The following is a 22,094-nucleotide window of genomic DNA, read 5'->3' as shown; positions in this document are numbered from 1 at the left end:
GCTAGTTGATAATGGAATCATAAATAGCTTTTTGAATTCGTGTACGCAAAGCTGATTTTACCAAAAGATTGTTTCGCATTGAAGGATAGGTCCTGTTGGAAAGAAAGACATAAACCAATTCTTTTTCGGGGTCCGCCCATGTATAGGTGCCGGTAAAACCACTATGCCCAAAGCTTTCCCTGGAAACGCAGCCGCAGGTAGGGCCCTTTTCTTCCAATTGTGGCTTATCAAATCCCACTCCCCGCCGAACGTTTTTGTCACAGAAATAGCAAGTGTTGAATTTTTTGATCGTCCTGGCATCCAAATAGCGTTGACCACCATAATAGCCTCCTTGCAGATACATTTGCATTATTTTGGCAACGTCATTTGCATTTCCAAATAGTCCGGCATGGCCTCCTACCCCACCCTGCATTGCAGCACCCATATCATGCACATAACCGTGCACGGTCTGATACCTGTAGTAATTGTCCTCTTCGGTAGGTACAATTTGCTCCCTATTGTACTTTTCAATTGGATTGTACATTAGTTTATTGGTCCCCATGGAGCTAAGGACATAATCCTGCAAAAGGACATCCAGGGTCTTTCCGTAGGAATCTTCAATATATTTCTTTAAGACATAATACGCCACATCACTGTAACGATATCTGTTCGATTTCAATTCTTGCCTCCCAATCCTGTCGTATATGGAGTCCCGATAAAAATTGGCCAGGTACATTCCATCAATAACCTTTATGGAATAATCCTGGGTGGGGTATCTCTTATAGAATAATTGCGAGGGTTTTCGGTTTTCATCGAGCGTACTCAAATAAAAGGCAATCCATGCGGGCAAACGCCCATAGTGCGATAACGCTTTTAACACGGTTACGTCCTTTAATTCGGATTCCTGATACTCCGGGACCAAATCTTGAAAGGTATCGTTCAATCTTAGTTTGTCTTCCTCCTCCATTTTCATGATCAATGGTAAGGTTCCCAGAATCTTGGTAAGGGATGCCAAATCATAAATATGGTTCTCGCTTATTTCTTCGGTGGACCCATAGGTGGGTCTCCCAAAACTTTTGTTGTAAATCACTTTGCCCTCTTTGGCCACCAATACCTGGGCTCCCGGAAACATCAACGAATCCAATCCCTTTTGGACCAAGGTATCCACATAGGCCAGTTTTTTGGAGTCCATGCCAACACGTTCAGGAATACTGTATCCCAATCGGGATATGCGTTTTGTCACAATTCCGGAATTCACGGGAAAAGCACTACTGGCCGTAACGGGCAACTTTCCCTTTGCACCTATGGAACCAAAAAGAATTTCGGCTGTTTTTTCCTGGGCAATCTTACTGTTCTGATAGGACACCACAATACCATCCACGGTATCAAAATTAATCACATCCAATAAAGCATATGGCTTGGTAAAGACGGCCAGTAGCGTATTATGTGTACGCATCCGGGATATCTCCTGCAACCAAAAAAGTTCGTTCTCGGTAAAACGATGCCCCTTCCATGGACTGGCATTGCTTTTATGGAGCCCAATAATCACCAAATTGAATTCTTTTAGCCGCTCCCGGTAGCCGGCCATATCTTTGGCCTTTACCACGGTAACTTCCCCAAATCGATTCAAAGCACCGGTAAAATGGCTTGCATCCGCGTCTCCAAATTTGACATAGGCAATTTTTTTCTTTTCCAACTTTTTTATGGGAATCAAAGAAAATCGATTTTTAACCACGGTGATGGCATTTTCCATCGCTTTTTCGTACACCAAATCATCTTGTGCGGTATTCAAATCATTCCTTAAATTCTCAAGGTCAATCGGTTTGTAGTCCTGCAATCCTACTTTGAACTTTGCCCTTAAAATCTTTTTCACAGAATGTGCCAATCTGTTTTCGTCAATCCTCCCACTTTCATAGGCCTCCAATAGCTTTTTTTTGGCGTTTACCACATCCACCGGCATTAAAAGCATATCATTTCCCGCCAAAAACGCGGAAAGCTCAACCTCTCCCGTAGGGGCAAATCCAGAAACCGCCTGCATATTAAGGGCATCGGTAAAAACCAACCCTTTAAAACCCATTTTCCCCTTTAACAAATTGGTTATGGTGCTTTGGGACAATGAGGATGGATGTCCAGGCTTACTTTCCAAACTGGGAATATCCAAATGTGCCACCATTACACTGGTTAGGCCTTTTTGTATCAATTCCCTATAAGGTTGGAGTTCAACACTATCCAACCGTTCCCTGGTAAATTCCAGAAACGGCAGTACTTTATGGGAGTCCGTAGCGGTATCCCCGTGCCCTGGAAAGTGTTTGCCGGAAGACAGTACCCCAGCATTATGCATTCCATTCATAAAGGCAATTCCCTTACGCCCAACGTTGTTCACGTCCTCCCCGAAAGAACGATTCCCGATGATGGGATTCTTTGGATTAATGTTGATATCAATATCAGGTGCAAAATTGATATGCACCCCCATTCTTTTTACATGAAGTCCGATGTGATAACCCACTTCCTTTACAACGGCATCATCTTGTATGGCCCCCAGTGTCATGTTCCAGGGAAAGGCATAGGTAGAGTCCAATCTCATGGCCAGTCCCCATTCGGCATCCATACCGACCATAAGTGGAATTTTGGAAGCTTTCTGAAATTGATTGGTCAATCTTGCCTGTCGTATGGGACCCCCTTTGGAAAAAATGACTCCGCCCAAATGATGTTCTTGAACCAGCTTTCCTATGGCATCGGTAGCATTTTTGTTTTGATTGGATGCTACGCTGACCATAAAAAGCTGACCAATACGCTCATCCAAACTCATGGAGGCATAGGTCTCATTCACCCATTGGGCCTGTGCAAGGCTATCCGCAGCAAGTAACGGGTCTTTTTGACCGTAGGAAAACAAAGCCGCTAAACAGAGTAGGGTTAAGCAATAGTATTTTATACTCATAAATTGTTGGGTTCAATTTACGTACCAAAAATATGTATTTGGTCGAAAAGTGCCCTAAAAATATGATGTAAGGACAATTTTAAGTGATAAAATCACATAAAACGGGCATGCCAACTATCTGAAGCAGGCACTTCCCAGTTTTCTAAAAACTCCTGTTTTGAAGCCACTAAATTGTTAAAAACAATGGTGTTTTTGGAAACCGCCCTTTCCTTGGCCATTTTTTTGAAATCCTTTAAGGGCTTATAAGCGATATATTCCCCCTGTTTGTAGGAAACATTCATTTTATCCAATAACTGCACTTGAAACTTTTGTTCTAAATCTTGGATAAAATGTACCGAGGCATCAATTGAACATCCCGATGCACTGTTCATGGATTGATCAAGACCAATTACTATAAAACGACCATACGGGAGTTCATAACCCGCTTTTAAATCTGCACCGTGGGCCGTCCATTGGGTCAAAAAACCCCCCAATAGGGACTCTACTTCCGTAAGTTCACTATCCGTAAATGTTCTATTGCATTGATAAATCCAAATGCGTGCGGTATTGGGAAGGGATTGAAAAGGTACAAGCATTGTTATTCTATTATTGATTTTAGGGACTTGGCCCCATATATCTTTTTGATTGCCGTGGGAGAAAGCGGCTGGTCAAAAATGGAAAGCTCGTCCATAAGACCTATATAACTAAGACCAAGAAAGATTTTGGCCCGCTCTTCTTCCCAGGTAAACAAGTCCTCCACATTTTTTAAGGTTCCTTGTAGGGCCGCGTTCACATATAGTTCCGATGTTGCATTGGCCGTGCCCAACTCAGAAAAATTAATCACAATATGTGTCCACTGGCCTCTTCCAAAAGGGGGGTTTTTAACCCTGATCAGTCTTTTTTCAAATTCCGGATTATCGTCGGGTCCCAAATTATCCGGATTCCATTGTTTCAAATCACCAATGACCCCTAACCTAAAGTCCCTTGGGTTTTCCTTGGTAAAATCCACCCAAAGCGATGCATCATTATAATTCACATCGGTAATTTGGATGGGATCGCAATATCCCGGTTCCAAATCCTCGGCCGGATCAAGTTGCAACCAGAATGAAATGGCACCACTCCATGATTCCGATGAATATCCCACGTTTTGAAACGCATCGTAGAAAACGACCGGTTTCCCCTTTTTCTTGAAGTCCAAAGCATCACCACTGAGTCCCTTGTCCTTGGCAAGGATTACATTGGAACCCTCCAGCCCCATACTGGCACCTTCCAGGTTCTTTCTGTCCAAGGCCGTATAAATTTCCGAATCCCCAACGGCCACCTGGGCTTTTGTGCCTCCATCAAATGAGGCATAAAAAATAGGATTTTCCTTTAGGGCCCGGTCTTGGGCATTTCCCCAAAAAGAAACCATGAAAAAGATCAAAGTTGCTATTGCTTTATTACACATTTTAGAAAGGATTGTCATTGCCATCGATTTATTTTTAAAAGTAGACGGAAATCCAGGTATTACTTACAAAATAATACCCATTCTCCTGGAAAAGTCCATGGGTGCTATAAATCTTCTGCATCGGCAATCAATTCTGCTACATCCATGACTTTAATGGAGGCTTCTTTTTCCTTGTTCTTAACACCATCCGTCATCATGGTATTACAGAACGGACAAGCCGCCGCTATGATTTCCGGTTGGGTTTCCAACGCCTGTTCCGTACGTTCTATGTTCACATCCTTTTTCCCTTCCTCGGGTTCCTTGAACATCTGGGCTCCACCGGCTCCACAACAAAGCCCCCGTTTTTTACAACTCTTCATTTCGACCAGTTCGGCATCCAACTTTTGGATGAGTTCCCGCGGCGCTTCAAAAATACCGTTGGCCCTGCCCAGGTAACAGGGATCGTGGAAAGTGATACGTTTACCCCTATAGCTGCCTCCTTCCATTGAAATTTTGCCTTCCTCCAAAAGCTGTTTTAAGAAAGTGGTATGGTGGATTACCTCGTAATTTCCACCCAAGCCCGGATATTCATTCTTTAAGGTATTAAAGCAATGGGGACAGGTGGTCACCACTTTTTTTACTTCATACCCATTCATGACTTCAATATTGGTCATGGCCTGCATTTGAAACAAGAACTCATTTCCCGCACGTTTTGCGGGATCACCTGTACAACTTTCCTCGGTTCCCAAAACCGCAAAGCTTACTTTGGCCTGATTTAGAATTTTCACGAAAGCCTTTGTAATCTTTTTTGCCCTATCATCAAAACTCCCGGCACAACCTACCCAAAAAAGGACTTCTGGCTGTTTGCCTTCGGCAAATAGGGATGCCATTGTTGGTACATTCATATATTGACTTTTATGCTTCTTGTGCCCAATTCAACCGGTCCATTTGGTTAAAGGGCCATGGGGCACCATTGTTCTCCAAATTCCCCATCATATTATTTAATTCCGAAGGTGCGGCGGATTGTTCCATCACCAAAAAACGGCGCATCTCCAAAATAATGGACAAGGGGTCTATACTTACGGGGCAGGCTTCAACACAAGCGTTGCACGTAGTACAGGCCCAAAGCTCCTCCCTTGATATATAATCGTCCAATAGTTGTTTTCCATCCGGTTCAAACGTACCACCATTGGCATCCATGTTTTTGCCCACTTCTTCCAACCGGTCGCGGGTATCCATCATTATCTTTCTGGGCGAAAGCTTTTTTCCTGTTTGGTTGGCCGGACACTCAGAAGTACACCTGCCGCATTCCGTGCACGTATAGGCGTTCATTAGTTGTACCCAATTTAGGTCCATAACATCGGATGCTCCAAACTTCCCAGGTTCTTCATCGTCCTCCGCAGTAGCGGCAAAGGGGTCTGCGGAAGGGTCCAGCATCAGTTTCACCTCATTGGTAACGGCTTCAACATTACTGAACTGCCCGTTAGGCTTCAGTTTTCCATAAAAGGTATTGGGGAATGCCAATAGAATGTGCAGGTGCTTGGAAAAATAGAGGTAGTTCAAAAAGAAGAGAATACCCAAAATATGCAACCACCAAGCACTTCTTTCCACTGCAATCAAGGTTGCCTGGGACATTCCATCAAATAAGGGCGCAATAAACTGACTTACGGGAAAGGAACCGGCCTCGGAATAGTGTTCCGCACCCATTTGTTGAAGCTGATAATCCGTTGCGTTCATGGTCAAAAACAACAGCATCAATACCAACTCGATATAGAGGATAAGATTGCCATCCTTTTTTGGCCAACCTTGCATTTCAGGCTTGATGAACCGCTGAAGTTTGATCATATTCCTGCGAATCCAGAAAACAATCACAGCGATGATCACAAGTAGGGCCAGTATCTCAAAAGAACCGATAAGAAAATCATAGAATCCACCCATAAAGGCGAAGATTCGGTGTGTTCCGAGTAACCCGTCTATGATGATTTCCAATACTTCAATGTTGATGATAATAAAACCCAGATAAACAATAATGTGCATTAAACCCGCTATGGGCCTGACCACCATTTTGGTTTGCCCCAATGCGATCCTCGCCATATTCTTCCATCGTTGCCCCTTATCGCCATCTACATCCGCTTCCTTTCCCAATCTTATATTGCGAATCAGTTTTTTTACATTTTTAGTGAAATAACCAATACCCAACGCAAGGAAAATTGCAAAAACAATATTTGGTATATATGAGATCATGAAAATAATTAAATACAAAATTACAAAATTTATTATGCATGCATAATAAATTTATTGCCTATTTAACTTGCTATTGTTTACTGGCGGGATCGTCCTCCGGCACCTTATACTCTTTTTGTTTTTTGCCAAAGACCGAAACATTCACATAACGCTTTGGGTTTAACCGAAAATCCTGTAAGAGTAGATCCAATTCCCTGGAAACTTCCGTGAGATTGGTGTACAACTCTTCATTATTTGCCATTTTTCCCAAAGTTCCTTCTCCCCTCTCAATTTTCCCAAGAATGTTATTCAAACTCGAAATGGTGTTCTGAAGGTCCGCCATGGTTTTTCCAAGTCCGGCATTTGCCAAAGAATCGGAAATCTTGGAAAGGTTTGTTGTTATGGTATTTACATTTTTCATTGTACTATCCAATCCTTCCCCGTTCTCCTCCAGAAAGGAATTTAATTTGGAAGCACTTCCCTTAAAGGTTCTTATCAAATCGTTGAGACCAGCTATACTTTCCTGAAGTTCCTTTTTGGTCCTATTATCCAAAATGCTATTGATATTGGTCAAAAGGGTATCCGCATCCGTAAAGGTGCTTTCCAAGCTCATTTGTAGCGGGGTCAATTTTTGTTGTACCAATTCCGTGAGTCCCGGTTTGGTGGAGGACATCAATGTATCCCCGGACTGCGCATTTCTGGCACCATCAAAGGCCGGAATTACCTGAAGTCCCTTTCCCCCAATAATTCCTGTGTCAAAAAGTTCCACCTTACTATTTATGGAGAATTCGAAATCATTGTTCACCACAAAGGTCACCAATAACTTCCCGGAATTGTCCTTGAACCGAATCCCGGTCACATTACCTACTACCAATCCGTTAAGTGATACCTGTGTCCCCGTTTGGAGTCCACCGACACGATCGTAAACGGCATAGAAGGTTCTCGAATGGTCAAAAATTGAAGAGGACTTTAGATAACTAAAGCCCATTATTAGCGCAAGAATTCCCAACAATACCAAAATTCCTGTCTTTACTTCCCTGGATAATCTCAAAAGGTCGCTTTTTCAGTTTCAAACAAAATTAGGAATAATTTTAGAGGCTTATTGTGTAGAAGCAGAATTTAAGGCTTCCTTTACGGAGATTCTCTTCCCATTTTGGTAAGCCACTATATATGAAGTGGTATAGCCCCTGGCATTTGCTTCTGTCTTCAATTTTTCGGCTTCCTCATAACTGGAGGTACTGCCGTATAGGTATCTATACATATTCTTGTAAGGCTCGGAGGAGAGTTTATCAAGGCCCTTAAAGTTGTCGGGTTTTAAGGGGATGGATTTTGAACTGGCCAAGAGTTGTACTTTAAAAACGATGGTTTTTAGTGGATTTTTAGGGGCATTGCTTTTTGGGGATGGTTCAGTCGGGGTTTCTTTTTTTTCCGTAACCTGCTCCTCCATTTTAGGTTTTGGGTCCACCTTGGTTTGCTCCACAACGGCTTTCCCTGCCTTTTCCAAAGGATTGTCCTGAACGGTCTCCTCTTCCACTAAATTGGCATCGAACCCATTTTTATAGCTTAAAATGGCATCGGCAATGGCCGTGCCAATTTCCCTTTGGCCTTTTTCAGAATTGAGATAGCTCCCCTCATCTTTATTGGTCAAAAAACCTGTTTCCACCAAGACACTGGGCATAAAGGTTTGATGGAGAACAATAAAACCCGCCTGCTTTACTTTTCTATCCTTTCGTTTTAATTTTTTGGTAAAATTATCCTGCAACAATTTGGCCAATTCTATGCTCTGGTCCAGAAATTCTTCCTGCATAATGGTAAGCCCAATAACGGATTCAGGGGAATTGATATCATATTCCGAATAGCGCTGTTCATAATTGTCCTCCAGGTAAATTACACTGTTCTCCTTTTTAGCGACCTCAAAGTTTTGCCTATTGGCATGAAGACCTAAAACAAAAGTTCCCATTCCATAGGCATTGGAACTATGGGAATCACAGTGTACGGAAACAAACAAATCGGCATTGGCTTTGTTTGCAATCTCACCCCTTTTGTACAAATCAACAAAAGAATCGTCTTTTCGGGTGTAGATAACCTCAACGTCCGGATACTTTTCCAAAACTTGTCCCGCCTTCAAAACAATGGAAAGGGCAATATTTTTTTCCAGGTATCCATTGCCCAGGTTCCCTGGATCATGTCCACCATGACCTGCATCGAGTACGACTACGAACTTCTCTTTATCGAATGGTTCGGTATCATTTTTGATAAATGAAAAAAGTAGGAATATCAACCCAAGGCAAATGGCAAAAACGAACCGATTTTTATTCATAGGAATGGTGTGTTTTCGGCTTCCCCTATGGGTTAAATTTATGGTAACGACGCATAAGAGGAACAAAAAATATATGTAAGTTTGACCACCAAAAACTAAGCCAAACCTTTACAAAAATAGGATTTATCGCTTTGCAAACAAACAAACTTCATTTCCACATCCTATTGTTTTTGGTGTTTGCAGGCCAAATTGGTTTAGCACAGGAAGACCAAATTGTGCCTTTGCCCATTAAACGTTTAAAGGATACCATCAATGCCCCCTTGCCTCCCCCGACCATAGTTTCCGATTCCGTAGCCGTGGATTCCATAGCAGCGGATTCCGCCGCAACAAAAAAGAAATTGCTACTGGGAAAGATCAACTACAAGGCCAAGGATTATGTGAAATTGAGTCAAAAGGACCAAAAAATCTATCTTTATAATGAGGCGGAAATCTATTATCAGGATACAGAGCTCAAAGCGGGTATCATTGTAATGGATTATGTTAAGAATGAAGTGTATGCCGGAAGGATCAAGGATTCCACCGGCACCTATACCCAACTCCCCTATTTTAAACAAGGTGATCAGATTGTCATCCCGGATTCCATTCGTTTCAATTTTGATACCCAAAAAGCATTGATTTGGAACTCCAGGACCGAGCAAAATGCCGGAGCCGGCGCTTTGGGTTCCGATGCCATGAAAGTTCTCGCGCAAGTGACCAAAAAAGAAAATGACTCCGTTTATTTTCTAAAGGACGGCAAAATCACTACATCCAAGGATACCTTGGATCCCGACTATTACATTAGGGTAAGAAAGGCCAAGTTTGTCCCGGGCAAAAAAATCATAGCCGGCTTCAGTAATATTTATTTAGTGGATGTCCCTACGCCAATAGCGTTGCCATTTGCCTATTTTCCCTTGACAACCGGAAGAACCGCAGGCCTTATTTTCCCCACTTTTACCCAAGACCCCAGAAGGGGGTTCGCCATACAGAACGGGGGCTATTATCTACCCATAAATGATTATGTGGATTTTAGCTTTATGGGGGATTTCTTTACCAATGGGAGTTATGGATTTAGAACACAGTCCATTTATTCCAAACGGTATAGATTTAGGGGAAACATCAATTTCAGGTTTGAGAATCAAATCTTTAGTCAAAAAGGATTTGATGATTTCTCCAGGACAACCACCTATAATATCCAAATCTCCCATTCCCAAGATGCAAAGGCCAATCCAAATTCCAGATTTTCGGCCAGTGTCAATTTGGGCAGTAGTGAATTCTTCACCAATTCCTTTAATCAGGTTAATGTGCAGAATACGCAAAACAACAACTTGTCATCATCCATAACCTATTCAAAAACGTTCCCCGAGTATCCATCCGTAAATATAAACCTGACAGCGTCCCATAATCAGAATACCAGTCTGAACAGAGATCCGGATGTCGATAATATTTCTTTGACCCTACCCACATTACAGGCTAGTATGGAACGTATTTTTCCCTTTGCCAAACGGGACGGTATTAAAAAGGGGCTGATCAAAAATTTCAATTTTCAGTACCAGATGCGTGCTGAGAATAGGCTTACGACCAATGACGAAGATTTTTTAACGGGCCGAATGTTCGAAAACGCACGTGCCGGAGCCCGGCACACCCTTCCATTCAACACCAACTTCAAAGTCGCTAAATATTTTAGTATTTCCGTGGGTGGAAATTATGAGGATGTCTGGACTTTGGAAACCTTTGAAAGGGGATTGGACCCGGAAGATCCCGAAAGCAACAGGGAGGTTGTACTGGATACCATCAGTGGTTTTGACCGTTACAACCGATACGGACTCAACGCCAGTATTGGAACCACGCTCTATGGAACGGTGACCTTTGGTGAGGATAAGAAAATCCAGGCTATTCGACATGTTATGAGACCACAGATAGGCTGGTCCTATACCCCTTCCTTTGAACAGTTTTACGACACTTATTTGGACAATGACGGTGAAGAGGTATTGTACAGTAGGTTTGAAGGAACCCTCAATGGGGCACCATCGTTAAACCAGGCCAATGCCATTTCCTTTTCACTACAAAACACCATTGAGGCCAAGGTTAGGGACAGGGATTCCACGGTGACCGAACCAAAAAAGATTCCCATTTTAAGTAATTTCAATATTTCAACCTCCTATAATTTTGAAGCGGATTCGTTAAAACTGGCACCAATCAATTTTAATGGTGGCACGCAGCTATTGGACAATAAGATGACCATAAACTTTACGGGAAGCTTGGACCCCTATACCATTAACAACAATGGACAACGAATCAACACCTTCAATATAGCCAATGGGGGCAGTTTATTGCGATTGACCCGAGCCTCATTGAACCTGCGCTACTCACTTAACAATGAAACGTTTAAAAAGACAGGGGCCACCAAGGACGAATCCAAGGAAGCCAGTGATCAATACAGGGCCGCAAGTGGTGGTAGGGATGATGATTTGTTTGGTTTTGGATTTGATAATAGGACCCAATATAATGAACGCAACGATGAAGATATTGAAAACCCCGTTTACGGCACCAAAATACCGTGGGATTTAAACATGCAGTTCGCACTTGGCTATCAAAACTCCAATAGGCAAAACGAAATCAACAATGCCTCTTTAATGTTCAGTGGAAACGTAAAATTATCGCCCAGATGGGATGTTCGGGTATCCTCGGGATATGATTTTGTCCAAAAGGGATTTGCACAGACACAGCTGGGCTTCAATCGAAATCTGAAAAGTTTTGACCTTCGTTTCAACTGGGTACCCTTTGGTCGTAACGAACGATGGGATTTCTTTATTGGTATCAGTAGTTCCATCCTTAGTGACCTTAAGTGGGAGCAGCGTAGCCAGGCCAATATCCGGCCCAGATAATTGGGTTTCCACAACGTGGAGTTCCATACTTTAACTCAAATAGAAATATCGGAATCCAAAATCGGAAAGTTGCGCTATCTTGCACTAAAGATTCTAAATTGATGAAAACAATAATCACCACCTCAAATGCACCCGCTCCCATTGGACCTTATAACCAGGCGATACTGATTAAAGACACACTCTATATTTCCGGTCAAACACCTATTGACCCGAGAACCGGGGAACTGGTAAAAGGAGACGTAAAAAAAGAGGCAGAACAGTGTATGCAAAATCTAAAAGCTATTTTGGAAGCTGCGGACATGACTTTTGAAAATGTAGTAAAGACCTCCATTTTTTTAAAGGATATGCATCAGTTTTCCTTGGTGAACGAGGTTTATGGCAGCTATTTTGACCCAGATACTGCTCCAGCAAGGGAGACCGTTGAAGTGGCGAACCTACCCATGTTCGTAAATGTCGAAATATCCATGATTGCTGTTAAATAACTTCCGTTCGACTTCAATAGCATAAAAGAACCCATTTAATCTTCTGGAATACCGTTTTTTGTCATATTAATTGAGCGAAGTATGGGCCTTTCGGCCTTGCCCACATGGGTCACTCGGTATACCGGTTGGAAATGACGTTCGGGTTGTACTTGTCATTTCGAAAGGAGGTATATCGGGAGCAACACGGCCTCTTTATCAAAAGGATTTCAAGTGTCGATTATCAATATACCGTAAATGGGACCAAAGGCTAAATCGTATTTTGATGGAATTCCACCAGCCCATCAATAGGCCTCCTTCGTATAACCCCAAGGATCAAATCGTTTCGTTCCAGAACAGTGGTCAATTCCTCTTTAAGAAAATGGGCAATACTGCCCACAAAATGGATTGGAACCTTAGTGGCCAGTTCAAATTGCATAATATAATTGTTCACAAATTGTTGAAAGCCCTTGTCTATGACACCACGACAGTAAGGATGGTTCTTGTTCTCAATAATGAACCTCGCAAAGGTTGCCAAATAGGTATTGGGATTGGGCTGTTTGTACAAATTGTGTTTAATCACATCAGCTTCCAATTCGTACTCCTTGGCAAATTTGATTCCCAAATCCTGTGGCATTTTATGAAAGTAGTAATCCCGAAGTAATTTCCTTCCAAAAAAGTTCCCACTACCGTCATCCATAGGGATATAGCCCAAAGAGGTTACCTTCTGAAACAATTGGTGCCCATCGTAATAGCTGCAATTGGAACCCGTTCCTAAAATACATACGATACCTTGGGAACCTATTTTGGTCGTCGAATAAATTGCGGCATAGGTATCTTCCCTAACTTCAGCTTTTGCATTGGGAAAAAAATCACCGAAAATCCCTTTAAGGAATTTTTTCATTCTGTCCGTCCCACAGCCCGCCCCGTAGAAATAGAGTCGGCTAACGGCCTCTTTATTTTTCGAAAGTTCAAAATTGTTTGCCAAACGGTCTTCTATAACCTCCCGGGTCAGTACTTCCGGACTCAATCCCAAGGTTTGGGTAACGAACAGTTGTTCGCCATTTTCATCCAAGGCAATCCAATCCGATTTAGTGGCGCCACTATCAACTATTAAAATCATTCCTGTAGAAATAAATATTCCTGAAAATAAGGATTTTACCCCATATCTTCAGGAATACTGTTATGCCGGGTTAAAGTGTGGCCACGTGTTCGGCCAGATCAACCAATTTGTGGGAATACCCCGCTTCATTATCGTACCAGGAGATGACCTTAAAGAAATTGGAGTTCAATTCAATCCCGGCCCCGGCATCAAAAATGCTGGTCCGTGCGTCAGAAACAAAATCCTGGGAAACCACTGCTTCTTCCGTATATCCCAATATTCCTTTCAATTCCCCTTCCGAAGCTGCTTTAAAGACTTTTTTGATTTCGTCATAGGAGGTATCCTTCTCCAGTCTCACCGTAAGATCGACAACGGAAACATCCGCGGTAGGTACCCGAAAGGCCATACCTGTCAATTTTCCCTGTAATTCAGGGATTACTTTAGTTACTGCCTTGGCAGCACCCGTGGAAGCTGGAATAATATTCAACATGGCACTCCTACCTCCCCTATAATCCTTTTTTGAGGGACCATCAACGGTCAATTGTGTAGCTGTTGTGGCGTGGACCGTGGTCATCAAACCTTCGACAATTCCAAAGTTATCGTTCAAAACCTTGGCCAATGGTGCCAAACAATTGGTGGTGCAGGAAGCATTGGACACAATGGTGTCACTGGCTTTTACCGCTTGGTGGTTTACCCCCATTACAAACATTGGCGCATCTTTGGATGGTGCGGAAATAACCACTTTTTTGGCACCACCATCAATGTGGTATTGTGCTGTTTCCAAAGTGGTGAAAATACCTGTACATTCCGCAACAATGTCCGCTCCTACCTCATCCCACTTCAGGTTTTTGGGATCACGCTCCGCTGTGATACGAACGGTTTTACCATTTACTATCAAGTGTCCGTCCTTAACATCAACAGTGCCATCAAACCTTCCGTGTACCGAGTCATATTTCAGTAAATATGCCAGGTGTTCAACATCCAATAAATCGTTGATGGCCACAACTTCTACATTGTCCCGTTTCACCGATGCCCTTAAGACCAATCTACCGATTCTACCAAATCCGTTGATTCCAATTTTTACTTTTGCCATATGTTCTATTTTTAGTTGTTTATGTGGTCATAATATCCGAAACCCTAATGAGTTCCTCATCGACCGCTGTATGTGCTTTAATTGCCTCACTTATTGGGGTAAGGATCAGTTTATGGTCCCTTATCCCCACCATGTAATTTGTTTTGCCCTCAAGTAGCGCTTCCACTGCCCTTACCCCCATTCTACTCGCTAAGACACGGTCAAAACAGGTGGGATTTCCCCCGCGTTGCATATGGCCCAAAACCGATACCCGTACATCATAGATGGGCAAATGTTCTTCCACATACTCCTTGAGTTCAAAAACATTCTTTCCGGTCTTATCGCCTTCTGCAACGATAACTATACTTGATGATTTCCCTGATTTTTTACTTCGTTTTAAAGAGTCCAAAAGACGATCAAGGCCCAGGTTTTGTTCAGGGATCAAAATCTCCTCAGCTCCCGCGCCAACACCTGCATTCAACGCAATATGTCCCACGTCCCTTCCCATAACCTCTATAAAAAACAAGCGGTTGTGGGAACTTGCGGTATCCCTGATCTTGTCAATCACTTCCACTACGGTGTTAATGGCCGTGTCAAACCCTATGGTATAGGATGTCCCCAAAATATCATTGTCAATGGTTCCTGGAATCCCCATCACGGGAAAATTGAACTCTTCATTTAACTTTAAGGCCCCGGCGAAGCTACCATTGCCCCCGATCACTACCAAAGCATCCACATTATGCTTTTTTAATTGGTCATGCCCCTTCTTCCTACCTTCCGGTGTTCTAAACTCCATACATCGTGCAGACTTAAGGATGGTTCCGCCCTTGTTGATAATGTTATTCACACTACGGGCGTTCATTTCCTTAAAATCCCCATCGATCATTCCCTGATATCCGCGATAAATGGCGACACATTTAAGCTTCATGTATGCACAGGACCTTACCACGGAACGAATGGCTGCATTCATTCCGGGGGAATCGCCTCCTGAGGTCAGGACGGCTATTTTACTGATGCTATTGGCCATTTTTTTTATTAAACGTCAAAGCTAGCAAACTTCCCCCAATAAAAAAATGAGCTTTGTCCTACTTTATCTTCCAAGGGTTTTTTCAAACGTTTTCGTACAAAAACGTATTGAAAAATGATAAAATCCTATCTTTTTTGACGGGAAACCGAGTTTTTTGAGCGAAAATTAATAAGACTGTCCTTTCCCATCACGGAAGTGTCCAAAGTTTCTTTTTCCCTGGGCCTTTCCTTTTTTCTTGGCCTAAAAATCTGTGTCATTAAATCCTTGAAGTTATTGAAGTCTACCTGATAGGAAAGTCCCACGCCCTGGGTATATCCTTGACGTTCCGCCAGGAATTGTTCGATCACATTTTCCCGATTGAATATTTTGGCACTTAGTGTTCCTTCCTCATTCAAGAGTACCTGCACCTCCACATCGCCGGCAACTACGGTTTCGGAAACGCCCCCCACCGGCACCCCGACCCTTCCATTGACCAAAACGCGATCGGATATCTGGGTGGAAACGGTAACACCAATCCTGTCCTCTGTATCAATTCCTGCATCCTGAAAGCCTTGTTCATAGGAAACTCCAAAATTGAGCTTGTCATTATTGCCCCCCAATACCTGATTCAATAATCCCGAAGCCGTTTGAATCAGATTTCCGGTGACCGCTTGCTGATTGAGACCGGTCTGCTCGTTAACAAAAGTTCCCTGGGCCAAAAGGAAGAAGGCATTATTGTTTTCTATAGTGGGATCTTGTAGTCTGTATTCCAATTCCGATTTCACCACGGAACTGGTTCCTGGAAATTCAATATCAAAATCAATTGTGGGGTTTTCCAATTCGCCATCCAAGCGCACCACAACCTCCGTTGGTATTCTCCTTGTATTTCCAGGATTGTCCAACAGGGGTGCAGGATTGGCATTTAGGGAATACACCGCTTTTAACCCCAATTGGGCTTCCAGGGGATTGCCACTGTCCCAAAGAATGGTCCCCCCCGGTTCCACAACAAAGGTCTTGTCTATCAATCCGGCCCTTCTAAATCGATATTGCCCGGTCACCACAACAAATTCTCCGTACATATTGAATTTGCCATTGGTATTGATCTCCATCAATAACAGCCCTTCTCCCGTACCTTTCAGTGAACTCTTATTTTCCTTGTCCACAATAATTTCGACCTCGGCGTCCGGGGTAACGGCCAGGTCAAAAATCATTTCCAGACCTTCATATTCACTCAGTACCCGCTCTGAGGCAATTGTCCCCCCTTGATTTTTTTCAATAAAATTGATAAAGGAATAATCCCCTACACTGGTCACGTCACTCAATGGGATTTTTAAGGACGTCCCCCGAGCGGTGGCACCCTCAAATTCTATGTTCAATGCCGTTGTTGGCCCATAAATGGACCCTCTTCCGTTGGCAAAACCTGTGCCATAATACAGGGCCTCCTCCTCATAGTCCGTGTTTAAGATCAAAAATCGCTCTCCACCGGTATCTACATTTAGGCCCAATGTCCAATCGCCGAATTCCCTATGGGAAATGGTACCGTCCAGGTATGCCGTAGTTCCTTCGGAAGCATCTGTCAATGCCATGTTCTCAAAATAAAAACTTTGATCAAATAATCGTACCCTGGATAAAGGAGCAAAATTGTAGTCCACATTTAAGTAGGGGATTCCCAGACCGGCTTCGCTTAGGGTCAGGGTACCATTCATAGCAGGATTCCTGGCATTTCCGGTAATACGGGCATTACCATTTACAAAACCATGGATATTGGAAATAATGTCCTCTCCCAACGGCGCAAAGGGTTTCAAATCAAAATCATCGAATGCCGCCAACAAATCCAACGTAGTCTCGTTACGCCCGTTGTTGATATTGCCGTTTAAACTGAATTTTTCCACACCGTCCTTGCTCACCCAGGAGTTGACCCCAAATTGTGAAAGGTCATTGTTTCCAAAAATTACCACCTCCATGTCCCCCAAGATCATTTCATTGACCGCAAAGTCATTGATGAGCATACTTGATGAAGGCAAGTATTTGCCATCTTTCTGTAAGATGTTTAAAAATCCATTGACCTTTCCATCCAATTTTAAACTATCTATGGAAGGGGTTACCTTATTCAGGGAGACGATCCTGAATCCTAATTCCAAATCCTTATAGGTGGAATCGGCCAATTCGCCCCTTAATCTGATTTGCTCCTCGTTATTATTGTCCATGACAATCTCCTCGATTTGGATGCTATCCAAAGTCCGGTTTATGATAACCTTATTCTTTTTATCCCCGGATTTGTTCAATACCCATGTGTTGCCCTTGAAGTTGATGTCCGAAGTTTTTAGTCCAATTACGGATTTGTTCTCCTTATTAAAGGTGTGATAGAAATTCAGGTTATAGCTATCATTGAATTGACTGCCTCCCTTAAATTCAGTCCTAAAGAACAAGGTATCCTTTAAAGTGGTATTGATCAGGTTAAAATCATGGACATCGTAGTAAACGGTGGACATATCCTCCACAGTAAGAAAGGTGTTAAAAAGTGGGTTCTTATTGTCTATTTTCAGTTCAACCTCATTGAATTTATTTTTGAACGCCTCAATACTGGGTGATTTGAATGTGAGTTTAAAGTCTCCTTGGTCCGATTTGATATTCCCCCGGATAAAGGTATCCGGCCCCAGTTTCACCTCGGGAAAGAACACATCCACAATCTTGTTGTAAATGCGAAAATTGAAATCCAATTTCTGTCCTTCCGAAATCTCGTATGGCCTGTAATTGGTATAAATACTCCCTATGGAATTCTGTAGAAGCCTTCCCAGTTCCCTGACCTTAAAGTTCCCCTTCATATAACCGGTGATAATATCCGGGGAGATGATTTGAATATTTCTTAGACTATCCTTTTCAAATGTGGAGGAAACCGCAAAGTCGTCAAAACGATAGGTATCGTTTTTATTTTGAAATTGTGTTTCGGAGAATTTTAGATCGCCAACAATATTATCCAATGTATTGCCGGTAATGTCCATTCGTACATCTCCCTTAAAAATGGAAACCTCTTCCTTAATAAAATTCAGCTTGCTCAAATCCGCATAATCCACGGAGGCTATAAAATTGAAGTTGTTCTCCTCCTGACTAAAATCCGCAAGTCCCTTAAAGTTCAACTTTAGGTTTTCGTCATTACTGATCAAGGACCCATCAAAGAGTTCTTCCTTAATAATTCCTGAAACCTTAACATCCTTATACTGATACCCATTGAATTCCATGGTGTACACATCCCCAATCGCCTCGGTATTTAGATATTCTGCGATAAAACCCCGGCCTTCCACATTGACATCCAATGAGGTTTTACCAAACTTTGGGTCACTCAAAAAATTTCCCAAATCAAAATTTATCAAAGAAATAAATCCCCTGTAGGAGGCGTCATCAATGTTATTGATGTTGGTCATCTGAAGATCGGAATAACAACTTCCAATGGCCGTATTGAGATTTATTTTGGCATCAATGGAGTTCTCCGTGACCTCTGTATCCCCCCTTACGGTGAACTGTCCGAATTTTTGAAATGAGGTAGGCAAAATGTTCTTTCCCAAAATATTGGGCAACAGGGCCCGCAATTGATAATAACTGGAAGTGACATTTTTCATCTGGGCCTCCATTTTAAAAGGCTCCGAATCCTTGAACATGTTCTTGAAGTTAAAATCCCCCCGTATCCCGGTATTGTCCGAAAAGAGCAATAATTCCTCAAAGTTCAAATCGTTCAGAACACCATTTGCCGTGGTCGAAAAGGTGGCGATCCTGTCCTTACCAAATTCGTTGAAGTATTTGTTGATCTCATTAAAGGCCATGGTGGATTCATCAAACTGGGCCGATACTTGGACTTTGTCCAAAAAATCCCCAAAATCCTCCCGGTTATAGTCAAAGACCAACTGGCCCTTTATCTGGGATTCCGGCGTTTCTATGCGCAAAGAATCAAATCGCATTTGTTGTTTTGTGTACGAAAACCTGGTCTGCAGTCTTTTAAGGTCAACGCCCCTTCCACTTTTTAAACCCAATTCCAAAATTTGCAGGGAAACGTCAGGCCCTAAAATTTGGAAATCCTCCGAACTCAGTTCCAGGTTTTTGAAATCCAGTATTTTGGAATTCTCCAAATTCTCATCACTGAGCACATACCTACCGTTGCTCAAGTTAATTTCCGAAGCCGCCATAAAAAATGGTGGGGTACCGGGTGCCCTGGGTTTTCCATCATCCAACTTATCAATAAAAACATCCAAATTGGTATTGGTCTCCTCGGCATAGGTTTTCATATGCAACAACAACCCATCAACATCAATTTCCCCAAATTCCATATCCCCGTCGATCATTTTTCTCAGGTTCAAAATGGAAGTGGATAGTTTTTGGATGTATATCAAGGTATCCCCTCTGTAGTCCTCAACGTATATATTCTTTATGGTGGTACCCAAGGTAAACGGGGAAAACCTTACCCTTTCAATACCTATATTGGTGCCAAATTCCTGGTTAAGGCTATCCGTGGCATATTTCGCCAGCTTGGTCTGTACTATGGGGAGGGAGAAGACTATCGTTGCCAAAACACCCATCAAAATGAATATCAGCAGTAGCCTAACCCCTATTTTCCTTAATTTTTTGATAGCGCGTTACCTTTTATATTTGTAGGACAATTTTCGTTCCAAAGCCATTGAACACTTCAAAAAAATATATCCTGGCCATTGAGTCTTCTTGCGACGACACCGCTGCCGCTATTCTTTGTAACAGTACCGTGTTAAGTAATATTGTTGCCAATCAGGAAATTCACCAACAATACGGTGGGGTGGTTCCCGAGTTGGCATCGAGGGCACACCAACAAAACATTGTACCTGTCGTCCATCAAGCTTTGGCCAAGGCAAATATCGGCAAAAATGAACTCTCCGCCATAGCCTTCACAAGAGGTCCGGGACTTCTTGGATCCCTTTTGGTAGGCACTTCCTTTGCAAAATCCCTTGCCCTGGGATTGGGTATTCCCTTAATTGAAGTGAACCATATGCAGGCACATATTCTTGCCCATTTTATTAAGGAAGAAGATAAAACCGTTCCCAACTTTCCTTTTCTTGCCTTGACCATAAGTGGCGGACATACCCAAATCGTTCAGGTCAACGACCATTTTGATATGGAAATTTTGGGAGAGAGTTTGGATGATGCCGTAGGGGAAGCCTTTGACAAGAGTGCCAAATTATTGGGATTGCCCTATCCTGGAGGACCTTTAATTGACAAATACGCGCAAAAGGGAAATCCCAAGGCGTTTGAATTTCCAAAACCTAAGGTGGAACACCTTAACTTTAGTTTTAGCGGACTAAAAACCAGCATTTTATATTTCATTCAAAGGAAAACCAAAGAAAACCCCGATTTTGTCCAGGAGCACCTTAACGATATTTGTGCTTCCATTCAGGAGACCATCGTAACGATATTGATGGACAAGCTTAAAAAGGCCTCCAAAATAACAGGGATCAAAGAAATTGCCATTGGTGGTGGGGTATCCGCCAATTCGGAGATACGAAAAAGAATCAGGGATATGGAGCAAGCCTTGGGCTGGAAAACATACATCCCCAAGTTTGAATATTGTACGGACAATGCCGCAATGATAGGTATTGTAGGATATCTAAAGTACTTAAAAGGGGATTTTGCCCGTCAGGAGGTTTCTGCAAAAGCGCGATACATACTTTAAAATGGCCTATAATCTAGATTTGACCAAACGAATTGAAGCCACTCTTGGGCTATTTCCGGAGGAATTTGTCCAAAAGAAAATGTTCGGTGGAATTGCCTTCCTCTACAAAGGAAAAATGACCGTGGGCACCATAAACCAGGATGTAATGGTACGGGTAATCGGGACAAAAATGGAAACCGTGCTCCAAATGGCGCATGTTCGTCCCATGGATTTTACCGGAACACCCATGAAGGAATTTGTGTTTGTGTCGGAAGGAGGTTACCAAACCGAAGAACAACTGCACTATTGGGTGGAACTCGGTTTGGAACATGCAAAAAATAAATTAGGGGAATAATGCAGCTTTTTTATAATCCAACACTGGACAACAGTTTTAAACAGTTCTTCTTCCCACCGGAAGAGAGTAAACACATTGTAAAGGTCCTAAGGAAAAAAGAAGGTGATATGTTGAATATTACCAATGGAAGGGGCTATCACTTCCGGGCCAAAATTCTTGAAGCGGACCCCAAAAAATGTAAGGCGCAAATTGTTTCCGAAGAAAAGACGATTCCTAAATTGCACTCGCTCCACATTGCCATAGCCCCTACCAAAATGAATGATCGCTTCGAATGGTTTTTGGAAAAAGCCACGGAAATTGGTGTGGACGAAATAACCCCCATTCTTTGTGACCATTCCGAACGAAAGGTCATAAAAGCGGAACGTTTGGAAAAGGTACTACAGGCAGCAATGAAACAGTCCTTACAGACGTATTTGCCAAAACTAAACCCCCTTACCCCTTTTCAGGATTTTTTGGACTTGGTTGAGGGGGAATTGAAATTCATTGCCCATTGCCACGAAGATGAAAAGCTTGAGTTAAAACGAAAAGTACAGGCAGATAAGGATGTGGTCGTCCTTATTGGACCAGAGGGCGATTTTTCCAAAAGTGAAATACGTAGGGCCCTGGATCATGGATTCCATCCCGTTTCCTTGGGCAGGAATCGTTTACGTACCGAAACCGCTGGTATTGTTGCCTGTTCAACTGTGGCCTTGATCAACAGATAA

16 protein-coding genes are annotated in these 22,094 nt (G+C 42.7%); 5 read left to right on the top strand and 11 right to left on the bottom strand.

Features of this window, described 5'->3' with window-relative positions; genetic code table 11:
• Nucleotide 1: 1 nt before the first annotated feature.
• The 7 genes from L0P88_RS19390 to L0P88_RS19360 form a co-directional block, all read right to left on the bottom strand.
• Nucleotides 2-2,917 carry a glycoside hydrolase family 3 N-terminal domain-containing protein gene (locus L0P88_RS19390; protein WP_247131543.1) on the bottom strand — a complete coding sequence of 972 codons (2,916 nt, stop codon included), beginning with the start codon at nt 2,915-2,917 and terminating at the stop codon, nt 2-4.
• Between the two features lie 92 nt (nt 2,918-3,009).
• Complete coding sequence (locus tag L0P88_RS19385) at nt 3,010-3,492, bottom strand: ABC transporter ATPase (RefSeq protein WP_247131542.1); 483 nt, start codon at nt 3,490-3,492, stop codon at nt 3,010-3,012.
• A gap of 2 nt (nt 3,493-3,494) precedes the next feature.
• Nucleotides 3,495-4,343: a LamG domain-containing protein gene (locus L0P88_RS19380; protein WP_247131541.1), complete on the bottom strand. Its 849-nt coding sequence runs from the start codon at nt 4,341-4,343 to the stop codon at nt 3,495-3,497.
• 104 nt (nt 4,344-4,447) lie between these two features.
• Nucleotides 4,448-5,227 carry a (Fe-S)-binding protein gene (locus L0P88_RS19375; RefSeq protein ID WP_247131540.1) on the bottom strand — a complete coding sequence of 260 codons (780 nt, stop codon included), beginning with the start codon at nt 5,225-5,227 and terminating at the stop codon, nt 4,448-4,450.
• 10 nt (nt 5,228-5,237) lie between these two features.
• Complete coding sequence (locus tag L0P88_RS19370; protein ID WP_247134904.1) at nt 5,238-6,563, bottom strand: (Fe-S)-binding protein; 1,326 nt, start codon at nt 6,561-6,563, stop codon at nt 5,238-5,240.
• A 73-nt stretch (nt 6,564-6,636) separates the two neighbouring features.
• A complete protein-coding gene (locus tag L0P88_RS19365) occupies nt 6,637-7,596 on the bottom strand; it encodes an MlaD family protein (protein WP_247131539.1) in 960 nt (319 codons plus the stop codon).
• Nucleotides 7,597-7,644: 48 nt separating this feature from the next.
• Nucleotides 7,645-8,865 carry an N-acetylmuramoyl-L-alanine amidase gene (locus L0P88_RS19360; protein ID WP_247131538.1) on the bottom strand — a complete coding sequence of 407 codons (1,221 nt, stop codon included), beginning with the start codon at nt 8,863-8,865 and terminating at the stop codon, nt 7,645-7,647.
• A 131-nt stretch (nt 8,866-8,996) separates the two neighbouring features.
• Here L0P88_RS19360 and L0P88_RS19355 point away from each other — a divergent pair, with 131 nt between their 5' ends.
• Nucleotides 8,997-11,729: a putative LPS assembly protein LptD gene (locus L0P88_RS19355; RefSeq protein WP_247131537.1), complete on the top strand. Its 2,733-nt coding sequence runs from the start codon at nt 8,997-8,999 to the stop codon at nt 11,727-11,729.
• A 101-nt stretch (nt 11,730-11,830) separates the two neighbouring features.
• Nucleotides 11,831-12,211 (top strand): RidA family protein, encoded by a 381-nt coding sequence (locus L0P88_RS19350; RefSeq protein WP_247131536.1) that lies wholly within the window; start codon nt 11,831-11,833, stop codon nt 12,209-12,211.
• Between the two features lie 247 nt (nt 12,212-12,458).
• On the opposite strand, the gene L0P88_RS19345 is transcribed toward L0P88_RS19350, so the two are convergent.
• The 4 genes from L0P88_RS19345 to L0P88_RS19330 form a co-directional block, all read right to left on the bottom strand.
• Nucleotides 12,459-13,310, bottom strand: a complete 852-nt coding sequence (locus L0P88_RS19345; RefSeq protein WP_247131535.1) for an N-acetylglucosamine kinase — start codon at nt 13,308-13,310, stop codon at nt 12,459-12,461.
• A gap of 70 nt (nt 13,311-13,380) precedes the next feature.
• On the bottom strand, nt 13,381-14,382 hold the full coding sequence (gene gap, locus L0P88_RS19340; RefSeq protein WP_247131534.1) for a type I glyceraldehyde-3-phosphate dehydrogenase: 1,002 nt from the start codon (nt 14,380-14,382) through the stop codon (nt 13,381-13,383).
• 19 nt (nt 14,383-14,401) lie between these two features.
• Nucleotides 14,402-15,388, bottom strand: a complete 987-nt coding sequence (pfkA, locus tag L0P88_RS19335) for a 6-phosphofructokinase (protein ID WP_247131533.1) — start codon at nt 15,386-15,388, stop codon at nt 14,402-14,404.
• A 125-nt stretch (nt 15,389-15,513) separates the two neighbouring features.
• Complete coding sequence (locus tag L0P88_RS19330; protein ID WP_247131532.1) at nt 15,514-19,935, bottom strand: translocation/assembly module TamB; 4,422 nt, start codon at nt 19,933-19,935, stop codon at nt 15,514-15,516.
• 98 nt (nt 19,936-20,033) lie between these two features.
• On the opposite strand from L0P88_RS19330, the gene tsaD reads away from it, so the two are divergent.
• The 3 genes from tsaD to L0P88_RS19315 are packed head-to-tail and all read left to right on the top strand — an operon-like array spanning nt 20,034 to nt 22,094.
• Nucleotides 20,034-21,056, top strand: coding sequence for a tRNA (adenosine(37)-N6)-threonylcarbamoyltransferase complex transferase subunit TsaD (gene tsaD, locus L0P88_RS19325; RefSeq protein ID WP_247131531.1), 1,023 nt, complete (start codon nt 20,034-20,036; stop codon nt 21,054-21,056).
• A gap of 1 nt (nt 21,057) precedes the next feature.
• Nucleotides 21,058-21,390: a TfoX/Sxy family protein gene (locus tag L0P88_RS19320; RefSeq protein ID WP_247131530.1), complete on the top strand. Its 333-nt coding sequence runs from the start codon at nt 21,058-21,060 to the stop codon at nt 21,388-21,390.
• Complete coding sequence (locus L0P88_RS19315; RefSeq protein WP_247131529.1) at nt 21,390-22,094, top strand: 16S rRNA (uracil(1498)-N(3))-methyltransferase; 705 nt, start codon at nt 21,390-21,392, stop codon at nt 22,092-22,094. Before L0P88_RS19320 ends, L0P88_RS19315 begins: the two co-directional genes overlap by 1 nt.

Source organism: Muricauda sp. SCSIO 64092 (assembly GCF_023016285.1).
Classification (GTDB): Bacteria; Bacteroidota; Bacteroidia; order Flavobacteriales; family Flavobacteriaceae; genus Croceivirga.
Note: the sequence above shows the minus strand (reverse complement) of the source record. Positions and strands in the feature narration are given on the sequence as shown.